The organism is Enterococcus plantarum (assembly GCF_001730295.1).
Lineage (GTDB): Bacteria > Bacillota > Bacilli > Lactobacillales > Enterococcaceae > Enterococcus_L > Enterococcus_L plantarum.
In genome coordinates, this window is the sequence record NZ_MIKA01000014.1 from 33,050 (window position 1) to 52,389 (window position 19,340).

Here is a 19,340-nt window from a genome sequence, read left to right on the forward strand (position 1 = left end):
ACGTAGTTTTTTTAGAAACACACACGGAGGAAACTGTTTTTTATAAACCTCGTAGTTAAATGGAATTTTGCCAGTGAAAATGATACACTAGATAAGATAAATAAATGGACATTAAAAAGTAAAAATTAATAAATTCGAATCAAGGGAGCGGACGCATGAAATTATATTTTACTCGCCATGGAAAAACGGAATGGAATCAGGAACTTAGGTTTCAAGGAATGACGGGAGATTCACCGTTGCTTCCAACGAGCTATGAGGAAATAAAACGGTTAGGTCAAACTCTTAAAGAAGTGCCCTTTAAAAAAATCTTTTCAAGTACTTCACCGCGTGCAAGAAAAACAGCGGAAGGGATCAATCAAGAGCTAGAGCGACCAGTAGAAATAATTTATACAGATGAGTTAAAAGAATTAGGCCTTGGTAAGTTAGAAGGTCAGTCTATCAAGGAAATGAGAAAAACATATGGACAAGAACTAGATCATATGCGCTATCAGCTGGACCGATATAATCCTGAAGTATTTCAAGGTGAGCCAATTGAACACGCAATAACACGCATTTCTTCTGTTGTAAAAGCAGCAGTTGATAATGGGGATGGACCGTATCTTTTTGTAGGCCATGGTGCTTCTTTAACTGCGGCAATCCAATCACTTTCAGGGAAAGAGTTAGGCGAACTGCGTAGTATGGGCGGCCTTAAAAATAATAGTTTATCAATCTTAGAAGCAGCAGAAGATGAAGAAGCATATACTTTAACATTATGGAATGATGATTCTTTTTTACAGTAATATATTTTTTGGGATAAAGCGAGGTGAAATCCATGGATACGTTGTTTGGAGAAGGGGAAAAAGAATACGTAGTTGGGCAGGTTCAAGCGATCTTTTTTCAAAATCCCAGTAATTTTTATAAAGTTTTATTAGTGAAAATCACTGACACAAATACAGACTATTTAGAAAAGGAAATCGTTACGACAGGTAGTTTCGGCCAAATTCAGGAAGAAGAAATCTATCGCTTTTTTGGACATTTCGTTGATCACCCTCGTTATGGCAAGCAGTTCCAAGTCGATAGTTATCAGCAAGAGCGACCAACTTCTGCTAGTGGTGTTGTAAACTATCTATCAAGCGAAAAATTTCCTGGAATTGGAAAACGAACTGCTGAAAAAATCGTCGAAATTTTAGGTGATGATGCTATTGATCGCATTATCGAAACCCCAGATGTTCTCGAAGAAGTGCCTCAATTAAATGAAAAAAAACGCCAGACAATCATTGAAACCATTCGCTTAAATCATGGTATGGAGCAAGTAATTGTGGGCTTAAATCGTTATGGATTTGGTAGTCAGCTTTCATTTACGATTTATCAAACCTATAAAGAAGAGACTTTGGATATTATTCATGAAAATCCGTACCAGTTAGTAGAGGATATTGAAGGGATTGGCTTTAAGCGAGCAGATACTATAGCGGAACAATTAGGGATCGGAGCAGATTCAGATAAACGTGTGCGAGCTGCAATCACTCATGAAATTTTTCAACATTCTGTTCGTTCCGGAAATACGTACGTAGAAGCAGAAATGCTGCTTAGAGAAACGATCAATACTTTGGAGGCAAGCCGTCCAGTTGAGATTTCCATTGATCAAGTGGCGGAACAAATTATTCATTTAGTCGAAGAAGGAAAAATCCAGCAAGAAGGCACTAAACTTTTTGAAAATAGTTTATATTTTTCTGAGTGGGGAATCGGAACATCGATTCAACGTCTACTTTCACGAAAAAAAGAAATCAAGTACGATAAGAAAGAGATTGAAAAAAATATTCGTGGGATCGAAAAACGATTAGGAATTCTTTATGGCGACTCTCAACAAGCGGCTATTGAGGAAGCAATCAAAGCCCCACTTTTCATCTTGACTGGTGGTCCAGGAACAGGGAAAACAACCGTTATCAATGGGATTGTTTCGCTGTTTGCAGAGTTGAATGGACTTTCTTTGGATAGTAAGGACTACACGCAGGAAATGTTTCCAATCTTATTAGCAGCACCAACAGGTCGTGCTGCTAAACGAATGAATGAAACAACTGGGCTCCCAGCAAGTACGATACATCGTTTATTAGGATTAACTGGTAGGGAAAAAAATCCTAGTATGACAGCAAAAGAACTAGAAGGTGGCTTATTGATAGTTGATGAAATGTCGATGGTTGATACATGGTTGGCGAATACCTTATTTAAGGCGATTCCAACTAATATGCAAGTTATTTTTGTTGGAGATAAAGATCAACTTCCTTCCGTTGGACCAGGTCAAGTATTGCATGATTTATTGCAAATCAATGAAATACCACAAATGGAATTGACTGAAATATACCGCCAAGGCGATGGCTCAAGTATTATTCCTTTAGCGCATGAAATCAAACAAGGTAGACTGCCGCAAGATTTTACTGTGAATCAAAAAGATCGTTCATTTTTTCCTAGTGATGTTTCTCGTATCGAGTCTTATGTCCGTCAAATTGTGACTAAAGCCAAAGCAAAAGGGTTCTCGCCACAAGACATCCAGTTGCTAGCTCCCATGTATCGAGGCGCAGCTGGTATCGATGCATTGAATAGAATGATGCAAGAAATTTTCAATCCTAATGATGGAACGAAAAAAGAAGTGAAGTGGAATGAATCAGTCTATCGTATTGGGGATAAAGTGCTTCATTTAGTCAATACACCAGAACTGAATGTTTTTAATGGTGACATGGGCGAAATCGTGGGTATTATTTTAGCTAAAGATTCAGAAGACAAAGTCGATGAATTAGTGATCCAATTTGATAATAATGAAGTGAGTTACAAACGAAATGAATGGAACAAAATTACGCTTTCGTATTGTTGCTCGATCCATAAAGCGCAAGGTAGCGAGTTCAAGATGGTCATTTTGCCTATGGTTCATCAATACCATCGTATGCTGCAGCGTAATTTACTCTACACAGCTGTCACTAGAAGCAAAGAAATTTTGATTTTGTTAGGCGAAGTTCAAGCGTTCAATACGTGCGTTGCACATGAAACTGCTAGCCGTTTAACGATGTTGAAAGAACGAATCACTAGTGCGGACGAGATGTCTTTGACGACAAGGATTCAGTTGGAAGAGTATGAAGAAGGATTGAATAAAGAAGCTCCCTTCTCGGATACTGTAGAAAAAGAACCCATTGTGTATGAAGCAGCGAAGGAAAATAAAATAGCTGTGACTGAAGTAGTAGCAGAGCCTATTTCAGTGAAACCCGAATCAGAAGAAATTTCGTTGTTTAGCGAACCTGTTGAAGAAAGTGCGGAACAAGTTGAAGCAGAGTTAGATAGACTGTTGACACCAAGTTTAGTCAGCGCTCAAACGATCGATCCGATGATTGGAATGAATCAAACTACACCCTATGATTTTATGTGATAGTGGACAAACTGGGATGAGCCAAAACGGCTATCTCAGTTTTTTCTTGCTTTAAGAGGATGACGATGTATATAATGAAAAACAACACAGCAACATGGTTTACTAGAAATGAAGGTAGATTATTTGGTAGAAATGAGGGGAATTAATGGAAAAAGAATCACAATCGGGAAAAGTCCAAACTGATACATTTTTGGCACAAATTGGGAATCATCAAAACCCAGTGACCGGATCGATCAATACGCCTATTTATTTTTCAACAACGTATGAACATCCGACACTAGGTGAGTCGACGGGCTATGATTACACGAGAACTAAAAATCCAACAAGAGAAGTTGTAGAATCTGCATTGGCGGTGTTAGAAAATGGTGCGATTGGTTTAGCAACTAGCTCAGGAATGAGTGCCGTCCAATTAGTCCTTAGCCAATTTCCTGTTGGGAGTCAAATTATCGCATCTAGAGATTTATATGGCGGTAGTTACCGTTATTTTAAAGAGTTAGAAACGCAAGGAATCTATCAATTTATTTATGTTGATGACGAAGCTGGTTTTGAACGAGAAATTTCGGACCAAACGGCAGCAGTTTTTATTGAAACCCCGACCAATCCTTTGATGAGTGAAGTGTCTATTGAAGAAGTGGCTGTTTTCACAAAGCGACATCAAGCGCAACTAATTGTTGATAATACATTTTATACGCCATTGATCCAGCGCCCATTAGATTTAGGTGCAGATATCGTTTTGCATAGTGCTACAAAGTACTTAGGTGGTCATAACGATTTACTGGCAGGTGCTGTAATAGCTCGGTCACAAGAAGTCGGAGAGCGATTGGCATTTAGTCTAAACACTACTGGTGCAGTTTTGTCTCCATTTGATTGTTGGTTACTGATCAGAGGAATGAAAACTCTAGCGTTACGGATGGAAAGACATGAAAAAAATGCGCAATCTGCGGTGGCGTATTTAAAAACCAGCTCATATGTCAAGGAAGTGATGTATCCAGGTCGTGGTGGAATGCTGAGTTTTAAACTAAAGGATCACGAAAAGATCAAAGACTTTTTACGAAACTTGTCGATTTTTACTTTTGCAGAAAGTTTGGGTGGAGTTGAAAGCTTAATTACGTATCCAACAACGCAAACGCATGCTGATATTCCAAAAGAGCTAAGAGAGTCGTACGGATTAACACCTGATTTATTGAGGATCTCGACAGGAATTGAAGCCAGTGAGGATTTGATTGAAGATTTGAAACAAGCATTTGAATCGTTAAATTAAAAATGAGAATAATACGTAATAGAGGCTGGGATGTCCCAGCCTCAGTTTAATGTACCTAGAACCAAAATAATCTCGTTTCAGTTCCAAAAGAAATATCAGTACTTCTCTCCCCTAAAATTTCACCATCGGCATGAACATATTCAGGAAACGTTGAAACGATTCGAAATTTGCTGGATTGAAAGTGATGAAAGTATTTTGAATGCATCTGTTTTTTTCGAAGTAATAATAAAATCAGCCAGAAAATTTTAAACATGTTGATACGTTCGACCAAGACAAAATCCAGAACAGGTTTGCGTGGATCAGCCATTGGCGCAATCGGCACGCCACCGCCAAAATAAGGGTGTTTTGTTACTGTACATAGAAAAGCGCGATCAAATTCAACATTTTTACCATTGACCTCAACAAGAATCGGGAAGCCTTTTTGAGTGAATAATACCTTTAAAATAGAAAAAATATAAGATAAAGACCCCATATTGAATTTGTTTAAAGCACTTTTTGACGCAGATGTATTGGCTGCATTGACAATTGCTGCGTCTAAGCCAATACCGATATTATTAACCGCAAGTCCTACTTCATCTTGTATCGATTCAGCATATGTAATAATTTGGATTTCTTGCGGTGTCTCAGCCTTTAGTAATTGGAAAAAAGCTTTTTCAGCTTGTTTAGCAATCCCCGCACCACGGGCAAAATCATTTCCTGAACCACATGGAATATAGCCGATAGGAATTTTGGAATCAAAGGACAATAAAGCATTGGTGACGCTATGCAAAGTACCATCTCCACCTAGAACTACTAGAAGTGGAAAAGTACTAATTTCCAAATCATTGCTCCAAGGAATCAGTGTATTCTGTGCTAAAGTTTGAACGATTTCTCTTTCGTGTCCAGCGTGATCTGTATAGAAAGTTGTATATTCAATGTGGGCAGTATGCATTTGTTTGATAATCTTTTCGGCAACTTTGCCTCCAGTACCGCCACCAGCATTTTCATTGATGACGAGATAATAATGTTTCTTCATTTCTTTCCTCCTTGTACAAAGTCTTATTATAACAGACATGTGAAAAATTAAGAATGGTGGATGCTTGAAAAAACAAAATCAAAATAAGAAATAACTTGTTGAAAGATTAAAAAAAAGCGGACTTATCATTGTGAAACGATCAATTATGAGATATAATGCCTACGTATCATTTTTTGAGGGAAAATCTTCCTCGACAAGGTTCATCAACCATCCCTTGTAAAAAAACTCGGAGAAAGAAGGGGAGACTATGCAATATACTGTTTCAACAAACAGTAAGGTAAAAGCAATTACCATGAATGGTATTGTAATGGCGTTATATCTTGGCTTAACGATTTTAGTAGCACCCGTTTCGTCAGGACCAATCCAATTTAGAATTTCTGAAAGTCTGAATCACTTAGTTGTTTTCAATCGGAAATTGATGTGGGGCGTTTTAGGTGGAGTCGTTGTCTATAATTTTTTCTTTGGCTTTGGTGCTATGGATGCCCTGTATGGCGGCCTACAATCCTTTATTTCGCTAGGGCTAACTGCCTTATTACAAAAAAGAGTCCCTAATGTTATCGCACGTTTAGCATTGAATACCTTGTTTTTCACTGCAACCATGTGCATTATTGCATTTATGCTGGCACCAGCTGGCGGAGCAGCCTTTTGGGGGAACTACGCAACACTAGCACTAAGTGAATTTGCGACTATGGCGGTAGCTGCACCGATTATGTACTGGATCAATAAATCCGTTCACTTTGAAAAACGACTTTAATCAATAATGAAGTGTCATAAGTATTTATTTTTAAGAGACTGATTCAAGACAACTATCGTTTTGATTCTGTCTCTTAAAGTTTTTTAACCAATTTCATGAAAAACTTTACTGTTCCTGTAGAATAAATTATGATATGGTAATACAGAAGCAAAAATGTAGAGGAGTTTTCTATAATGTTTGAATTTAAAATTGGCATTGATGCCAAAGAACACGATAAATTTGTGGAACATCATCCCTTATGCAATTTATTACAATCGTCTGCATGGGCTAAAGTGAAAGATAACTGGGGATCTGAAATCGTTGGGGTGTACGAAAATGGGACTTTAGTGGCCTCAAGTTTGGTTTTGATTCGACCATTACCAATGAAATTTTCAATGCTCTATACACCACGTGGTCCAATCATGGATTACACAAATGCAGAACTTGTTGCATTCTTTTTTAAAGAACTAAAGAAATTCGGTAAGAAAAAACGTGCATTGTTTGTAAAAATGGACCCAACTGTTCACTATAAAGATTTTCATTTAGGCGAAGAGCAAACCATCGATCCAATGGCCCAATCGATCATCGAGAATATGATCTCAAGTGGTGCGAAACATCAAGGATTGACGATGGCAATGGATGCGACCATCCAACCACGTTTTCAAGCCAATATCTATAAAGAAGATTTCAGTGAAGAACAATTGTCAAAAAGCACAAAGAAAATGATGAAACAAGCTCAGAAAAAAGGGGTCACTGTTAAGATGGGGCACACTGAGTTAGTGGATGATTTTGCTAAAGTTATTGAATTAACGACAGAGCGTCAAAATATCTCGCTTAGAAATAGTGATTATTTTAAAAAGCTATTGAAAATTTATCCTGAAAATTCTTTTATAATGTTAGCGCAAGTAAACTTGAAAGAACGTTATGAAGAAACCAAAATCCGTTTTGAAAAAAACAAAGAAGATCTGGCGAATTTGAAAGAAAATCAAGTAAAAAAACGTCATAACTTAGAAGAACTTGATTTTTCTTTAACACGTGAAATGACTGAACTCGAAGAAAATATCGCACATTCAGGTGATGTAGCTATTGTTGCTGGAGCGTTAGCAATCACGTTTGGCTCAACGAGTGAAATTCTTTATGCTGGAATGGATGATCGTTATAAACGCTATATGCCTGCATATCTTACTTGGTTTGATGCAATCAATGAATGTTTTGAAAGAGGCTGTACATCTTGTAATATGGGTGGGTTAGAAGGCAGTTTGAGTGATGGTTTGATTAAATTTAAGTCTAATTTCAATCCAACAGTCAATGAATTTATCGGCGAATTTGATTTACCTGTTAATGGCTTGCTGTTCAAAGCAAGTGAGTATGCGTATAAATTAAAAAAACAGATGAAATAAAAAAGATTGGAGCAGTTAAAACGGCTCCAATCTTTTTTATAGTTTTTGTGTCGCATTATTTTTTACTAATCGTAATAACACAGAGGTCACTCCAACTGTTGCAACAGCCGCAACGATTGCTTCCACAACACCGCTAGTAAAAATAACTGTTAATATAGCTGTATAAATTGCTGTACCGCTAGCACCGATACTTTGTGCATAAGAATCTTTAAAGAGAAAATAAATCAAATTCATTACGAGAATCGTGTTTGTTGCGGAGCCTAGAAAACCTGCTATAAACAAACTAAACGTTTGAGAAGTTGGTTTGTTTTTCGTGAGCTTCTTTAATCCCATAAAGACAAAATAAGGAACAATTCCAATCAAAATTCTTGGCACCATGGCAACGATGATCGCTTTAAAACTACCTTGGTCCGTTCCAATAACAGGGATAAACGGTGAAAAAACAAATGACAGAGGCGACAAAATGATGGTACTTCGGATCATACTGATGATACCAAAAACGCCTCCTAAAAAAGCACCGATTCTTGGGCCTAAAACAATTGAAGCGATGATTACTGGAATGTGCATCGTGGTTGCATTGATCGGTCCAATTGGAATAAAGCCTAAAAAAGGAACCGCAGACAATAAAATCAAGATCGCTAAAAACATAGCGGTTAATGTGAATGTTTTTGTGTTTTTCATAAATGACTCCTCAAAATTATTTCGTTAATACGTCATTGATTGTAGCAACGATCTCTTCAACTGTTGCAAGAGCGCCGCGACCAAAATCACCACAAGCTAATAATGCTTCTCGGGGATCGATTTCATGATACCCAACTTTTTTTAGAGTTGCTATGTTTCGCTGTGTGATCGGATTTTGATACATATAAGTATTCATTGCTGGTGCAATAAATTTAGGTACGTCCTCTTTTAAAGCTAAAGCGACAGTAGAAAGCATATCATCTGCAATACCGTTAGCTAGTTTAGCTAAACTATTAGCTGACGCTGGAGCAACTAAAAAAAGATCAGCTTTTTTTGCCAATTCGATATGATTGATTTTTTCAGGTGCGATTTCTTCCATAACGTCTGTATGAACTGGATTTTTTGACAAAGACTGCAATGTCAATGGCGTGATAAATTTTGTGCTATTGGTGGTCATGATTACATCGACATTGTAACCTAATTTAGTTAATTGGCTAGTGATGTCAGCTGCTTTATAGGCAGAAATGCTACCGGAAATACCTAATAAGATTGTTTTCATCATTGGTTCCTCCATTTTTCTTCAACCTTTTTCACGATTAATTGGGCAATTTCTTTTTTTGTCTGAGCAGTTTCTGTTTGCCCCAAGGCGTCGATCAAAATTCCTTTATGTTGGCTGCCCTGAATCTCTTCAAGGTCATTGGCTAAAACCAAATCGCAGTTGTTTTTAATTAAGATCGATTGTCCCACGCGAATCAATTCTTCGGTAGAAACACCAACTAATAATTTGAAACCAACAAGAACCGCGTGTGGTTGTTGCTTTCGCAGCATTGCAATTATTTTAGGGTTTTTCTTCAAAAAAAGCAAGAGGCGATCAGTTCCAGAAGGAATTTTTTTTTCTTGTTGAATCGTTTTACCGATTTCATCTAAACTGCGATACAGTGTTTCTCTTAAATCTGTTGCATCAGGTAAGTGCCCATCTGCCGTTAATTTAGCTGCAAGTTTTTCAATGAAAAGATCTTCCGAAAGGGTTGTTTCAGTCGTAAAGTCACTAACCGCCATACTGTGAATGATCCCATCAAATTTCTGGTGGTCAAACTGTTCAAGTAAAGTCGTTTCTAGTTCTTTTGTAGAGTCGATTTCAATAATAGTTAAGTTTGATTCTTTCTTAGGTTGGACAGCTTGAGGTGTAGTAATGTAAGTAACACGATGACCTTGTGCTAAGAACAGTTCACCGATTTCTTTTCCTAAACGTCCTGTTGAGTGATTCGTGATTGAACGGACAGTATCAATTTTTTCAGAAGTTCCACCTGCTGTGATTAAAATATTCATTTATGGGTTGCTCCTTTAGCTTATTTTAACAATCGTACGGCCAACGTGAGTGCCAGCTTGTAATTGTTCTAAGGTTTGAGGTAGGGCTTGTAGAGTGATCTCATTGACCAGTTCATGATGACAAACATTTAAATCGGTAGCTAAACGTTGCCAAATAGCTAGACGTTGTTTCATGGGCACATTAACTGAATCAATTCCAAGTAGATTCGCCCCTCTTAAGATAAACGGTAAAACAGTTGTAGTTAATTTGATCCCAGCTGCATTGCCGCACATTGCGATGCAGCCACCATATCGAAGTTGAGGTAATATTGCTGCCAAAATTTCACCACCAACTGTATCGATTGCAAAGTCGATCGTTTGTTTTGCTAACGGTTTTATTTTGTCAGGCATAAATTCATTCATTAAAAGCACCCTAGTTGCACCGATTTTTTTTAACGTATCGATTGCTGATTTTTTCCGACTTAACGCAGTGATATTGTGATAGCCTCTTTTTTTTAGCATCGCGATTGCTAAACTTGCTACACCACCTGAGGCTCCTGTAATTAAAATCTCTGCCTCTTTATTTTGCGCTAATCCATGATTTTCAAGTGCTTGTACAGACAAAGCAGCGGTAAAGCCAGCCGTACCAAAAATCATAGCTTCTTTTAAGCTTAATTCATTAGGCAAAGGAACAATCCAATCACCGGGAACACGAGCGACTTCGGCAAATCCTCCTGTATGGGTTACACCTAGACCGTAACCAGTGACTAAAACAGGTTGACCTGCTTCAAAGCGATCATCTTTGGAAGATAAAACAGTTCCGCTCAAATCGATTCCAGGAATCATCGGGTAATCACGAATAACACCGCCATTTTCTTTGATCGCTAATGAATCTTTATAGTTGACTGAGGAGTAGGCTGTTTTGATGAGCACATCCCCTTTAGATAAGTCATTGAGTGCTAATTTTTCTATCGTTGTCGTAACTTGACCATCTATTTCATTAACACGAAATCCAGAAAATTGGTCCATAAATATCCTCCTTGTATTTAAAAAATTAGGCTAACTTTAGTTTAGAGATAGCATGTCTTTTAAACAATTTAGTATGATTGTTACTATCATAACATATTCTCTTTTTATCTTTAGCAAATTCTTCTTGAAGACCCCTTCTTAATAACCGCAAAATAAGTTAAAATAAGGGAGTCAAGCTTAGTTGTCATAAGCTGAAAATATCTTATAGTATAGTTTTATAACGTTTGAAAGGAATATAGTTTGGTGAAATTAAAAATTGGTATGCGAACATTTAAAACAGGGTTGAGTGTCTTTTTTTGTATTTTAGTGAGTATCTTGTTAAAACGAGAAACATATGTCGTTGCGGCAATTACCACTGTTTTTACGTTAAGAGAAGATATGGAGAATACGCTGAAATATGGTAAGCATCGTATTATTGGCAATGTAATGGGCGCACTGATGTCGGTTGTTGTGATTGGTGTATTTAATTTGTTAGGTAGAACAGAGCTTGTGCAGTTGATTTTTATTCCTGTAATCATCACTCTGATGATCGCTTTGTTAGCTACTTTAGGTTACCAAGAAGGAACCGTTGGGGCATGTGCAACTTTGTTGACGATCGTTTTTATGATTCCTGCTGATCGCTCTTATGGTTATGCATTTGCTAGAGTAGTAGATAGTTTTATTGGAATGGGGATTGCCTTGTTGGTAAATTACTTGATTCCGTTAAAACTTGATAGAAAAAGGGGTAGCCAAACGATAGAAGACAAGGAAGAGGTTGGGGTAGAAGTGGTTAACTCTGAGAAATAAGAGGAAGTTGCTCCTGCTTCCTCCATTTATCCAGATTGCTTAGGGCTGGGGTGTGACGAATAGAGTCATGTCCCACCCCTTTTTTTATTTTGTCAAAATAACTCGATCGATGCTAGTATACTAGTATGAGATTGAATTAAAAAAATACAAAATTATTGTAGAAATTTGTTGCTATTTTTTGAAAAATTCGTATACTAGAAAAAGTAAAATTAAACTTCTAGTTTAGTATTAGCAAACTTTTATATGTTTTTTTAAAAGAAATGAGGTGGTCTGATGGAAATTGGTGAGAAGTTGCGGAATTTACGTGTACAGAAAAATTTAACGCAAGAAGAGTTAGGCGAACGAACAGATCTGACGAAAGGATATATTTCTCAACTGGAGCGTGATTTAAGCTCGCCATCTATGGAAACTTTTTTTAATATTTTAGAAGTTCTGGGTATTAGCCCCGAACAATTTTTTAGTGAACGAACTTTAGAGCAGAAAATTGTTTATAAAGATCAAGATAGTACGCTTTACTATGATGAAGAAAATGGTTATGAATTAAAATGGCTGATTCCTGAATCCAATGAAAAAGAAATGGAACCCATTGTTTTAACTTTTGACAAAGGTGGTCAGTATAAAACATTTGAGCCTTCTTTATCTGAAACGTTCATTTATGTAATCGATGGTTCTGTATCATTGATACTAGGTGAAACAACCTACTCAGCCAAAAAAGGGGAAGCAATGTATTATCAAGCAGCAGAACCTCATCAATTGATCAATCATTCAAAAGGAAAAAGTCGAGTATTGATTGTAGCGACAGAATCTTATTTATAAGTATAGGTAAGGCGAAGTGAAATGAGCAGATGTTAAAAAGTACAAGTTATAGCGAAGCGGAACGTTGTGACTGTGTTAAAAAAATAGTTCAATTTTAATAGAGGAGGCATCAGCGGGTGAAAAAAAATATTATTACATTTGAAAATGTCGTTAAACAGTATGATGATGAAAAAGTGTTAAAAAATGTCAGTTTTGAAATTGAACAAGGGAAATTTTATACGCTATTGGGTCCTTCAGGCTGTGGGAAAACAACGATTTTGCGTATTTTAGCAGGTTTTGCCGATGCCACCGAAGGGGATATTTATTTTGATGGGCAAAGAATCAATGATATTCCAGCGAATAAACGTCAGGTTAATACCGTATTTCAAGATTATGCCTTATTTCCTCACATGAATGTGTTTGATAATGTCGCGTTCGGGTTAAAAATCAAAAAAATACCGAAAAAAGAAATTGAAAAGAAAGTCAAAGATGCACTACGCATGGTGCAATTGCCTGGTTATGAAGTACGTGAAATCAGTGAAATGTCTGGTGGTCAACGTCAGCGGGTGGCAATTGCTCGTGCAATCGTCAATGAACCAAAAGTGTTGTTATTAGACGAACCACTTTCTGCGTTGGATTTAAAATTACGGACCGATATGCAATATGAATTGCGTGAACTACAGCAACGTTTAGGGATTACTTTCATTTTTGTTACGCATGATCAAGAAGAAGCCTTGGCAATGAGTGATGAAATTTTTGTTATGAACAAAGGCCATATCGTACAAAGTGGCACCCCTGTGGATATTTATGATGAACCAATCAATCATTTTGTGGCTGATTTTGTAGGAGAAAGTAACATTGTTAACGGCACGATGATCGAAGATAATTTAGTTGAGTTTGTCGGCAAACGTTTTGAATGTGTGGATGGTGGTATGCGTCAAGCTGAGCCTGTTGAAATAATGCTACGTCCAGAAGATTTAACGATCACCACTGCGGATAAAGGGAAATTAGTCGTTACTGTGGATACACAATTGTTCCGTGGGGTTCACTATGAAATCATCTGTTACGATGAAGACCATAATGAATGGATGGTTCATTCAACTAGAAAAGCCACTGAAGGCGCGAAAGTGGGTCTCTTTTTTGAACCAGAGGACATTCACGTGATGCGCTTTAATGAGTCGGAGGAAGATTTTGATGCTCGTTTAGAAAGCTACGAAGAATAGGAGGAATATTAATGAAAACAATGCGTCGGATTTATTCGATTCCTTATATGATGTGGCTGTTATTGTTTGTGATTGCGCCCGTTTTGATGATTATTTATCAGTCATTTTTTGATATGAATGGGCAGTTTACGTTAGAAAATTATCAAACGTATTTTACTTCAGGAACTTATTTGACTATGACACTTAATTCAGTTTGGTATGCCTTTTTGATAACATTGTTTACATTTTTGATCAGTTATCCAACAGCGTACTTTTTAACGAAATTAAAGCATAAACAATTGTGGTTGATGTTGGTGATTTTACCGACGTGGGTCAATCTTTTACTGAAAGCTTACGCATTTATTGGAATTTTTAGTATTCACGGTAATGTGAATCAGTTTTTAAGTTTTCTTGGTATCGGTTCTCACCAAATTTTATTTACAGATTTTAGTTTTCTATTTGTTGCAACCTATATTGAGATACCATTTATGATTTTACCGATTTTTAATGCGTTAGAAGAGTTAAATCCTTCGTTGATCAGTGCTAGTCGTGATCTGGGTGCCAATAGTATTGAGACATTCCAACGAGTAATCTTTCCTCTTTCATTAAATGGAGTGAAAAGTGGGGTTCAAGCGGTTTTTATACCCTCACTTTCTTTATTCATGTTGACCCGTTTGATTGGTGGAAATCGTGTGATCACACTTGGAACTGCCATAGAAGAGCATTTTATGGTGACACAAAATTGGGGGATGGGTTCAACGATTGGTGTGATTTTGATCGTGGCAATGTTTATTGTGATGTTACTGACCGGTGAGAAGAAGAAAAAGGGGCGGGTGAAATGACAAAGAAAAAATTTAAATGGTCATACTTGTATTTGATCATCGTTTTTGCTTTACTGTATGCGCCAATCTTCTACCTGATTTTCTATTCATTTAATGATACAGACACAATGAATACCTTTACAGGTTTCACACTTGCAAATTATACAGCGGTCTTTGAAGACACTCGTTTGTTGATTATTATGTTGAATACGTTCTTGTTAGCCTTTTTATCTGCGTTGTTAGCAACGATCATTGGAACATTTGGTGCGATGGGAATCTATTATACAAGACGAAGAAAAACAAGAACAACACTAATGAGTTTCAATAATATTTTATTGGTGTCACCAGATGTTATTATTGGTGCCAGTTTCTTGATCTTTTTCACAGCTGTTGGATTTATTAGTTTAGGCTTTACAAGTGTGCTATTGTCTCATATTGCATTTAGTATTCCGATTGTTGTATTGATGGTATTACCGAAATTACAAGAGATGAATGATTCGATGGTAGATGCTGCTCGTGATCTTGGTGCCAATAACCTACAAGTAATCAAAAATATTATTTTGCCGTTTTTATCACCAGGCATTATCGCTGGTTATTTTATGGCATTTACTTACTCGCTAGATGATTTTGCCGTGACCTTTTTCGTTACAGGAAACGGGTTTTCAACACTGTCCGTTGAAATCTACTCTAGAGCAAGACAAGGGATCAGTTTAGAAATAAATGCCTTAAGTACACTAGTTTTCATTTTCTCTATGATCTTAGTGATTGGTTATTATTTTATCAGTCAAGATAATACGTCTAAACGTGTCAAAAAAATACGGCGAGAACAAAGTGAGGTGGCGAACCTTAAATGAGAAAACTACAATCTTTGTTTATCGGTATTTTAGCCATCATTCTGATTTTATTTTTTGGAGTTCGTCAATTAGAAAAGGCCAGTGGTATGGCTGGAGCTGATACGTTGACGATTTATAATTGGGGCGATTATATCGATCCAGATTTATTACGTAAATTTGAACAAGAATCAGGATATAAGGTCAATTATGAAACGTTTGACTCGAATGAAGCCATGTTTACGAAAATCCAGCAAGGTGGTACGGCCTATGATATCACGATTCCCTCTGAATATATGATTCAAAAAATGATGAAAGAAAAAATGCTATTACCGATCGATCATAAGAAGCTGAAAGGCTTAGAAAATATTGATGAACGTTTTTTAAATTTGGATTTCGATCCACAAAATAAATACTCGATTCCTTATTTTTGGGGAACATTAGGCATTATCTACAATGACAAATTTATCGGTGAAGATCAAATTAAGCATTGGGACGACTTGTGGAAACCAGAATTGAAAGATAATGTGATGTTGATTGATGGTGCTCGTGAAGTATTAGGATTATCCTTAAATAGTTTAGGGTATTCTTTGAACAGCAAAAATAATCAAGAGTTGCGTAAAGCAACGGATAAATTAAACAAACTAACAACGAATGTGAAAGCAATTGTTGCAGATGAAATCAAAATGTATATGATCAACGAGGAAAGTGCAGCTGCTGTAACCTTTTCGGGTGAAGCCGCTGAAATGCTTGATGGAAATGAACATTTACATTATGTGATTCCATCAGAAGGCTCTAACTTGTGGTTTGATAATATTGTGATTCCTAAAACAGCAAAAAATATTAAAGGGTCCTACGAATTTATCAATTTTATGCTACGAGCTGAGAATGCTGCTCAAAATGCAGAGTATATTGGTTATTCTACACCTAATAAAGCAGCGAAAACGTTGTTACCTAAAGAAATTTCAAGCGATGAACAGTTTTATCCCAGTGATGAAGTGATTAAGCATTTGGAAGTTTATGAAGACTTAGGTGGGAAATATTTGGGTATTTATAATGACTTGTTCCTTGAGTTTAAGATGTACCGCCGATGATTGGATAACTCAGTAAAAACGCGTTAAACCAACAAAAATCTAGGAGAGTAAGCTACCGTTTTTACTGCCAGTTTTCCAAAATTCTACCAAAAGCGACGAAATTGTCGCTTTTTTGGTGTTTTCTATCAGAGATTTTTTAGCTAGAAAGCTTGATGTAAGTAGAGTAAAACGTAGATACTCTTTAAGAGAAAAACCATCATTTAAAAAGGGGGTTAAAAACATCTACTGTAAACGCTGAAAATGTTCATATTCTATTAATAGAATATGTTAGAAATAAATAATTAAGTTTTTCTAGTTAATAATATTGTATCCTCTGAATTCTATCAAATTAGGTAGTTTTGATTTCGCTTTATATTATTTTAACTAAGGGAGTAAGAATATTTTGAGAAGTGTATTAGTGAGGTAATGTTATGAGGTAGAGTAACTAGTTGAGTAGTAAGTTTTTATAGCGAACAGAGAAAATTGTACTTTATCTCTGTATCATTGTTTCATCACTTTGAAAATAAGCGTTTTATTCATCCAAATTTTTAATCCAATATTTCTACTTTAAAAAAAAACGGAAATTAATGTTTTTACTTTAAAAATGTTGTATACTAACAGAGTCAAATAGATTGGAGGTTTATGTATGGATGAATTTAAATTAGATAAAACAATTAGTAAAGCAATAGTTGATGGTACTTTGAAAGGGTACTTACAGTATCTTGAAGAACGAAAAAGCAAAAAAGAGTCAATGAGTGTTAGTGGTGCATACGCTTGGACAAAAGGAAATCACATCGATGATCAAGTTTCTAAAATTGGACAAAACCACAATGTACAGTTTAAAATTGAAAAAGCTGGCTATACTTGGGAATATTTACAGTTTACAGTTAGCGAAAATGCTGAAAATTATATGGTTATCGTAAAAAACGCTAGACGAGTGAAAAAATCTTTTAATGATCAAAAAAAGAAAGCCAATGAAGATAATTATTTGGTAAATTTAGCTGACATAAATACAAATGTTTTAAAAAATAGCGACCAAAACTTTGTTGCTCAACCAGAACAAATTCAACTTGAATTAAATGACCCAGAAGAAGTAAGGGCTGTTATAGAAGGCAAGCAACTGAACGTTACTCAAAAATACTCACGTTTTTATATTGTGACTTACGAAATTGATGATGAAACTAAATTCGTTGAATCCATTCGATTAACCATGCCTAATCGTCAAACGATGAACTTAGAGCTAATTGAAGATTTAAGTTATCTTATTCAAGATAGTGAGTATGAAATTACTACTGAAGATGTAGAACCAATTATGAATGAAAAAGTGTCTGATCAGACTATTTTCTCAGGTGATTCAAACGCATTTGGTTATTCCATCCCTGAAGAAGAAAAAGAAGCATCTGGAAACTAATTTTCCAACAAATAAGCAAGGATGTGATTACAATGTTTTTCGGAGAGAAATTACAAAGTGTCAGAGAATTAAATGGTCTCTCCAGAAAGGAACTTGCTGACAAATTAAGTTTAAGTGAACAAGCAATCTGGCAGTATGAAAATCAATATACTGTACCAAAATTTGAAGTGGCTAATGAATTAAAAAAAGTTTTTAATGTAAAAGCTCAATTTTTCTATACAGAACCATTTGTAACTAATATTTCCAATGTTGAAAGTATTGCCTACCGTGCTGAGGATCGAGAGGCTCGTAAAAAAACAAAAATGGAAACAACTTTTATTGATTTTGCTAGTTATTTTTTAGATAAGTTTGAAAGTAAACTCAATTTGCCAACTAGTCCCCTTCCACTATTAAGAGACGAATCAATTCCACTTTATAATAGGTCAATGGAAACAAATGACAGGCTTTTACAACTAGAGAATATTGCTGAAAATGCTAGAAAAAAATTGGATGTACAATCAAATTCAGAGCTTCTTTACAAGCTTGAACTTTCAGGAATATATATTTTAGAAAAAAATATGGGAACAAGTATTGATGCGTATAGTACTTGGACTCGTCAAGAAAAACCGTTTATTATTCTTGGTAACAAAAAAAAATCAGCAGTTCGAAGAAATTTTGATTTAGCCCATGAATTAGGGCACTTGTTGTTGCATTACAAGATTGATATGGATAGCTTAACAAAAGATGAACATAAAATAATTGAAAAAGAAGCCAATGACTTTGCCTCTTTTTTCCTTCTTCCGAAAGAGCAATTTTTAACGGACTTTGCAACTATTTCAAAGAAATCAAATCCAGAATCATATCTGGATTTGAAAATGAAATATATGGTTTCAATTGGCGCTTTAGAGTATCGTGCTTATAAAATGGGACTACTAACATTTGAAGAAAATCGTTACTTTTACGCGACTCTAAATCGAAAAGACTACAAAAAAAATGAACCTTTGGATGAAGATATCGCGATTATTAGACCCGGAAAAGTTCGTTCTTTGCTAGACTTAATTTTTAAAAATCACTTATTTTCATTAAATGATATTCTAAATGACTATTATATTGACCGTTCATTTTTAGAATCTCTATTCGGGATTGAAAATAAATTTCTAAGCAAGTACTCTGAAGAGTCTAATAGAGAATATTTTAATAACCCAAATGTTGTTTCTTTGTTCACTAAGGAAAACTAATTAACATTGAAGGAGGTTGGGACAAACACTCATGAGGGCTACCGCCCTCACCAAACAGAATGAAAATAAAGTGATCGACCTACAGGCTATTTCCTGTCATACTAGAGATGACAGAAGTGGCTTGTAGGTCGATCGCTTATTGAGGTTCTTCTCCAAGTAACCTTGAGGGACAAACTAGATCATTCTACTTATTTGCACCAATCATTAGGTCGTAGAACCTGCGTATAAAAATAAATTGTTTCTATAAGTAGAATAGCCTCTTCTGTACTTTTTTTCAAGGAGGAATGTTGAAAATGGAAGATGTACTTCGTTCTTGTTGTGCTGGATTAGACATCCATCAAAAAGTAATTGTTGCGTGTATTATTCGTTCTGCTGAAGGAAAAAAAC

Annotated in this window: 18 protein-coding genes; 13 read left to right on the forward strand and 5 right to left on the reverse strand. The window is 36.0% G+C overall.

Features of this window, described 5'->3' with window-relative positions; genetic code table 11:
* Nucleotides 1–155 precede the first annotated feature (155 nt).
* From BCR22_RS07310 to BCR22_RS07320, 3 genes are all read left to right on the forward strand, one after another.
* Nucleotides 156–779, forward strand: a complete 624-nt coding sequence (locus tag BCR22_RS07310) for a histidine phosphatase family protein (RefSeq protein WP_069654294.1) — start codon at nt 156–158, stop codon at nt 777–779.
* 32 nt (nt 780–811) lie between these two features.
* Nucleotides 812–3,391, forward strand: a complete 2,580-nt coding sequence (gene recD2, locus BCR22_RS07315; RefSeq protein ID WP_069654295.1) for an SF1B family DNA helicase RecD2 — start codon at nt 812–814, stop codon at nt 3,389–3,391.
* A gap of 145 nt (nt 3,392–3,536) precedes the next feature.
* Nucleotides 3,537–4,652 carry a PLP-dependent transferase gene (locus BCR22_RS07320; RefSeq protein ID WP_069654296.1) on the forward strand — a complete coding sequence of 372 codons (1,116 nt, stop codon included), beginning with the start codon at nt 3,537–3,539 and terminating at the stop codon, nt 4,650–4,652.
* Between the two features lie 55 nt (nt 4,653–4,707).
* On the opposite strand, the gene BCR22_RS07325 is transcribed toward BCR22_RS07320, so the two are convergent.
* Nucleotides 4,708–5,667 (reverse strand): diacylglycerol/lipid kinase family protein, encoded by a 960-nt coding sequence (locus tag BCR22_RS07325; protein WP_069654297.1) that lies wholly within the window; start codon nt 5,665–5,667, stop codon nt 4,708–4,710.
* A 247-nt stretch (nt 5,668–5,914) separates the two neighbouring features.
* Between BCR22_RS07325 and BCR22_RS07330 the strand changes: the two genes are divergently transcribed.
* Entirely contained in the window at nt 5,915–6,421 is a 507-nt protein-coding gene (locus BCR22_RS07330; RefSeq protein ID WP_069654298.1) for a QueT transporter family protein, read from the forward strand.
* A gap of 173 nt (nt 6,422–6,594) precedes the next feature.
* Nucleotides 6,595–7,800 carry an aminoacyltransferase gene (locus BCR22_RS07335; RefSeq protein ID WP_069654299.1) on the forward strand — a complete coding sequence of 402 codons (1,206 nt, stop codon included), beginning with the start codon at nt 6,595–6,597 and terminating at the stop codon, nt 7,798–7,800.
* Between the two features lie 36 nt (nt 7,801–7,836).
* On the opposite strand, the gene BCR22_RS07340 is transcribed toward BCR22_RS07335, so the two are convergent.
* Genes BCR22_RS07340 through BCR22_RS07355 form a run of 4 tightly spaced genes read right to left on the reverse strand, consistent with a single transcriptional unit; the run spans nt 7,837 to nt 10,818 of the window.
* Complete coding sequence (locus BCR22_RS07340; protein WP_069654300.1) at nt 7,837–8,481, reverse strand: ECF transporter S component; 645 nt, start codon at nt 8,479–8,481, stop codon at nt 7,837–7,839.
* A gap of 16 nt (nt 8,482–8,497) precedes the next feature.
* Nucleotides 8,498–9,040 (reverse strand): phosphopantothenoylcysteine decarboxylase, encoded by a 543-nt coding sequence (gene coaC, locus BCR22_RS07345; RefSeq protein ID WP_069654301.1) that lies wholly within the window; start codon nt 9,038–9,040, stop codon nt 8,498–8,500.
* Entirely contained in the window at nt 9,040–9,810 is a 771-nt protein-coding gene (coaB, locus tag BCR22_RS07350; RefSeq protein ID WP_069654302.1) for a phosphopantothenate--cysteine ligase, read from the reverse strand. Before coaB ends, coaC begins: the two co-directional genes overlap by 1 nt.
* A gap of 15 nt (nt 9,811–9,825) precedes the next feature.
* The gene (locus BCR22_RS07355) at nt 9,826–10,818 is read right to left on the reverse strand and encodes an oxidoreductase (protein ID WP_069654303.1); all 993 of its coding nucleotides are present in this window, start codon (nt 10,816–10,818) and stop codon (nt 9,826–9,828) included.
* Nucleotides 10,819–11,061: 243 nt separating this feature from the next.
* Between BCR22_RS07355 and BCR22_RS07360 the strand changes: the two genes are divergently transcribed.
* The 8 genes from BCR22_RS07360 (at nt 11,062) to BCR22_RS07395 (ending at nt 18,953) form a co-directional block, all read left to right on the forward strand.
* Nucleotides 11,062–11,604: an FUSC family protein gene (locus tag BCR22_RS07360; RefSeq protein ID WP_069654304.1), complete on the forward strand. Its 543-nt coding sequence runs from the start codon at nt 11,062–11,064 to the stop codon at nt 11,602–11,604.
* Nucleotides 11,605–11,877: 273 nt separating this feature from the next.
* On the forward strand, nt 11,878–12,420 hold the full coding sequence (locus tag BCR22_RS07365) for a helix-turn-helix domain-containing protein (protein WP_069654305.1): 543 nt from the start codon (nt 11,878–11,880) through the stop codon (nt 12,418–12,420).
* A gap of 116 nt (nt 12,421–12,536) precedes the next feature.
* Nucleotides 12,537–13,622: an ABC transporter ATP-binding protein gene (locus tag BCR22_RS07370; RefSeq protein ID WP_069654306.1), complete on the forward strand. Its 1,086-nt coding sequence runs from the start codon at nt 12,537–12,539 to the stop codon at nt 13,620–13,622.
* 11 nt (nt 13,623–13,633) lie between these two features.
* Entirely contained in the window at nt 13,634–14,443 is an 810-nt protein-coding gene (locus tag BCR22_RS07375) for an ABC transporter permease (protein ID WP_069654307.1), read from the forward strand.
* The gene (locus tag BCR22_RS07380; protein WP_069654308.1) at nt 14,440–15,276 is read left to right on the forward strand and encodes an ABC transporter permease; all 837 of its coding nucleotides are present in this window, start codon (nt 14,440–14,442) and stop codon (nt 15,274–15,276) included. Before BCR22_RS07375 ends, BCR22_RS07380 begins: the two co-directional genes overlap by 4 nt.
* Complete coding sequence (locus tag BCR22_RS07385) at nt 15,273–16,346, forward strand: ABC transporter substrate-binding protein (RefSeq protein WP_069654309.1); 1,074 nt, start codon at nt 15,273–15,275, stop codon at nt 16,344–16,346. The genes BCR22_RS07380 and BCR22_RS07385 overlap by 4 nt, the downstream gene beginning before the upstream one ends.
* A 625-nt stretch (nt 16,347–16,971) precedes the next feature.
* Nucleotides 16,972–17,736 carry a spr1630 family ClpXP-sensitive toxin gene (locus tag BCR22_RS07390; RefSeq protein ID WP_069654310.1) on the forward strand — a complete coding sequence of 255 codons (765 nt, stop codon included), beginning with the start codon at nt 16,972–16,974 and terminating at the stop codon, nt 17,734–17,736.
* Nucleotides 17,737–17,768: 32 nt separating this feature from the next.
* The gene (locus tag BCR22_RS07395; RefSeq protein WP_069654311.1) at nt 17,769–18,953 is read left to right on the forward strand and encodes a spr1629 family repressor/antitoxin; all 1,185 of its coding nucleotides are present in this window, start codon (nt 17,769–17,771) and stop codon (nt 18,951–18,953) included.
* The last annotated feature ends 387 nt before the right edge of the window (nt 18,954–19,340 follow it).

Bases quoted from the DNA above. Each gene is read 5' to 3' on its own strand.
- BCR22_RS07340 (WP_069654300.1), bottom strand. From the start codon at position 8,481: ATGAAAAACACAAAAACATTCACATTAACCGCTATGTTTTTAGCGATC.
- BCR22_RS07320 (WP_069654296.1), top strand. From the start codon at position 3,537: ATGGAAAAAGAATCACAATCGGGAAAAGTCCAAACTGATACATTTTTG.
- BCR22_RS07390 (WP_069654310.1), top strand. From the start codon at position 16,972: ATGGATGAATTTAAATTAGATAAAACAATTAGTAAAGCAATAGTTGAT.
- BCR22_RS07375 (WP_069654307.1), top strand. From the start codon at position 13,634: ATGAAAACAATGCGTCGGATTTATTCGATTCCTTATATGATGTGGCTG.
- BCR22_RS07330 (WP_069654298.1), top strand. From the start codon at position 5,915: ATGCAATATACTGTTTCAACAAACAGTAAGGTAAAAGCAATTACCATG.
- recD2 (WP_069654295.1), top strand. From the start codon at position 812: ATGGATACGTTGTTTGGAGAAGGGGAAAAAGAATACGTAGTTGGGCAG.
- BCR22_RS07325 (WP_069654297.1), bottom strand. From the start codon at position 5,667: ATGAAGAAACATTATTATCTCGTCATCAATGAAAATGCTGGTGGCGGT.
- BCR22_RS07310 (WP_069654294.1), top strand. From the start codon at position 156: ATGAAATTATATTTTACTCGCCATGGAAAAACGGAATGGAATCAGGAA.
- BCR22_RS07380 (WP_069654308.1), top strand. From the start codon at position 14,440: ATGACAAAGAAAAAATTTAAATGGTCATACTTGTATTTGATCATCGTT.
- BCR22_RS07365 (WP_069654305.1), top strand. From the start codon at position 11,878: ATGGAAATTGGTGAGAAGTTGCGGAATTTACGTGTACAGAAAAATTTA.
- BCR22_RS07385 (WP_069654309.1), top strand. From the start codon at position 15,273: ATGAGAAAACTACAATCTTTGTTTATCGGTATTTTAGCCATCATTCTG.
- BCR22_RS07355 (WP_069654303.1), bottom strand. From the start codon at position 10,818: ATGGACCAATTTTCTGGATTTCGTGTTAATGAAATAGATGGTCAAGTT.
- BCR22_RS07395 (WP_069654311.1), top strand. From the start codon at position 17,769: ATGTTTTTCGGAGAGAAATTACAAAGTGTCAGAGAATTAAATGGTCTC.
- BCR22_RS07335 (WP_069654299.1), top strand. From the start codon at position 6,595: ATGTTTGAATTTAAAATTGGCATTGATGCCAAAGAACACGATAAATTT.
- coaC (WP_069654301.1), bottom strand. From the start codon at position 9,040: ATGAAAACAATCTTATTAGGTATTTCCGGTAGCATTTCTGCCTATAAA.
- coaB (WP_069654302.1), bottom strand. From the start codon at position 9,810: ATGAATATTTTAATCACAGCAGGTGGAACTTCTGAAAAAATTGATACT.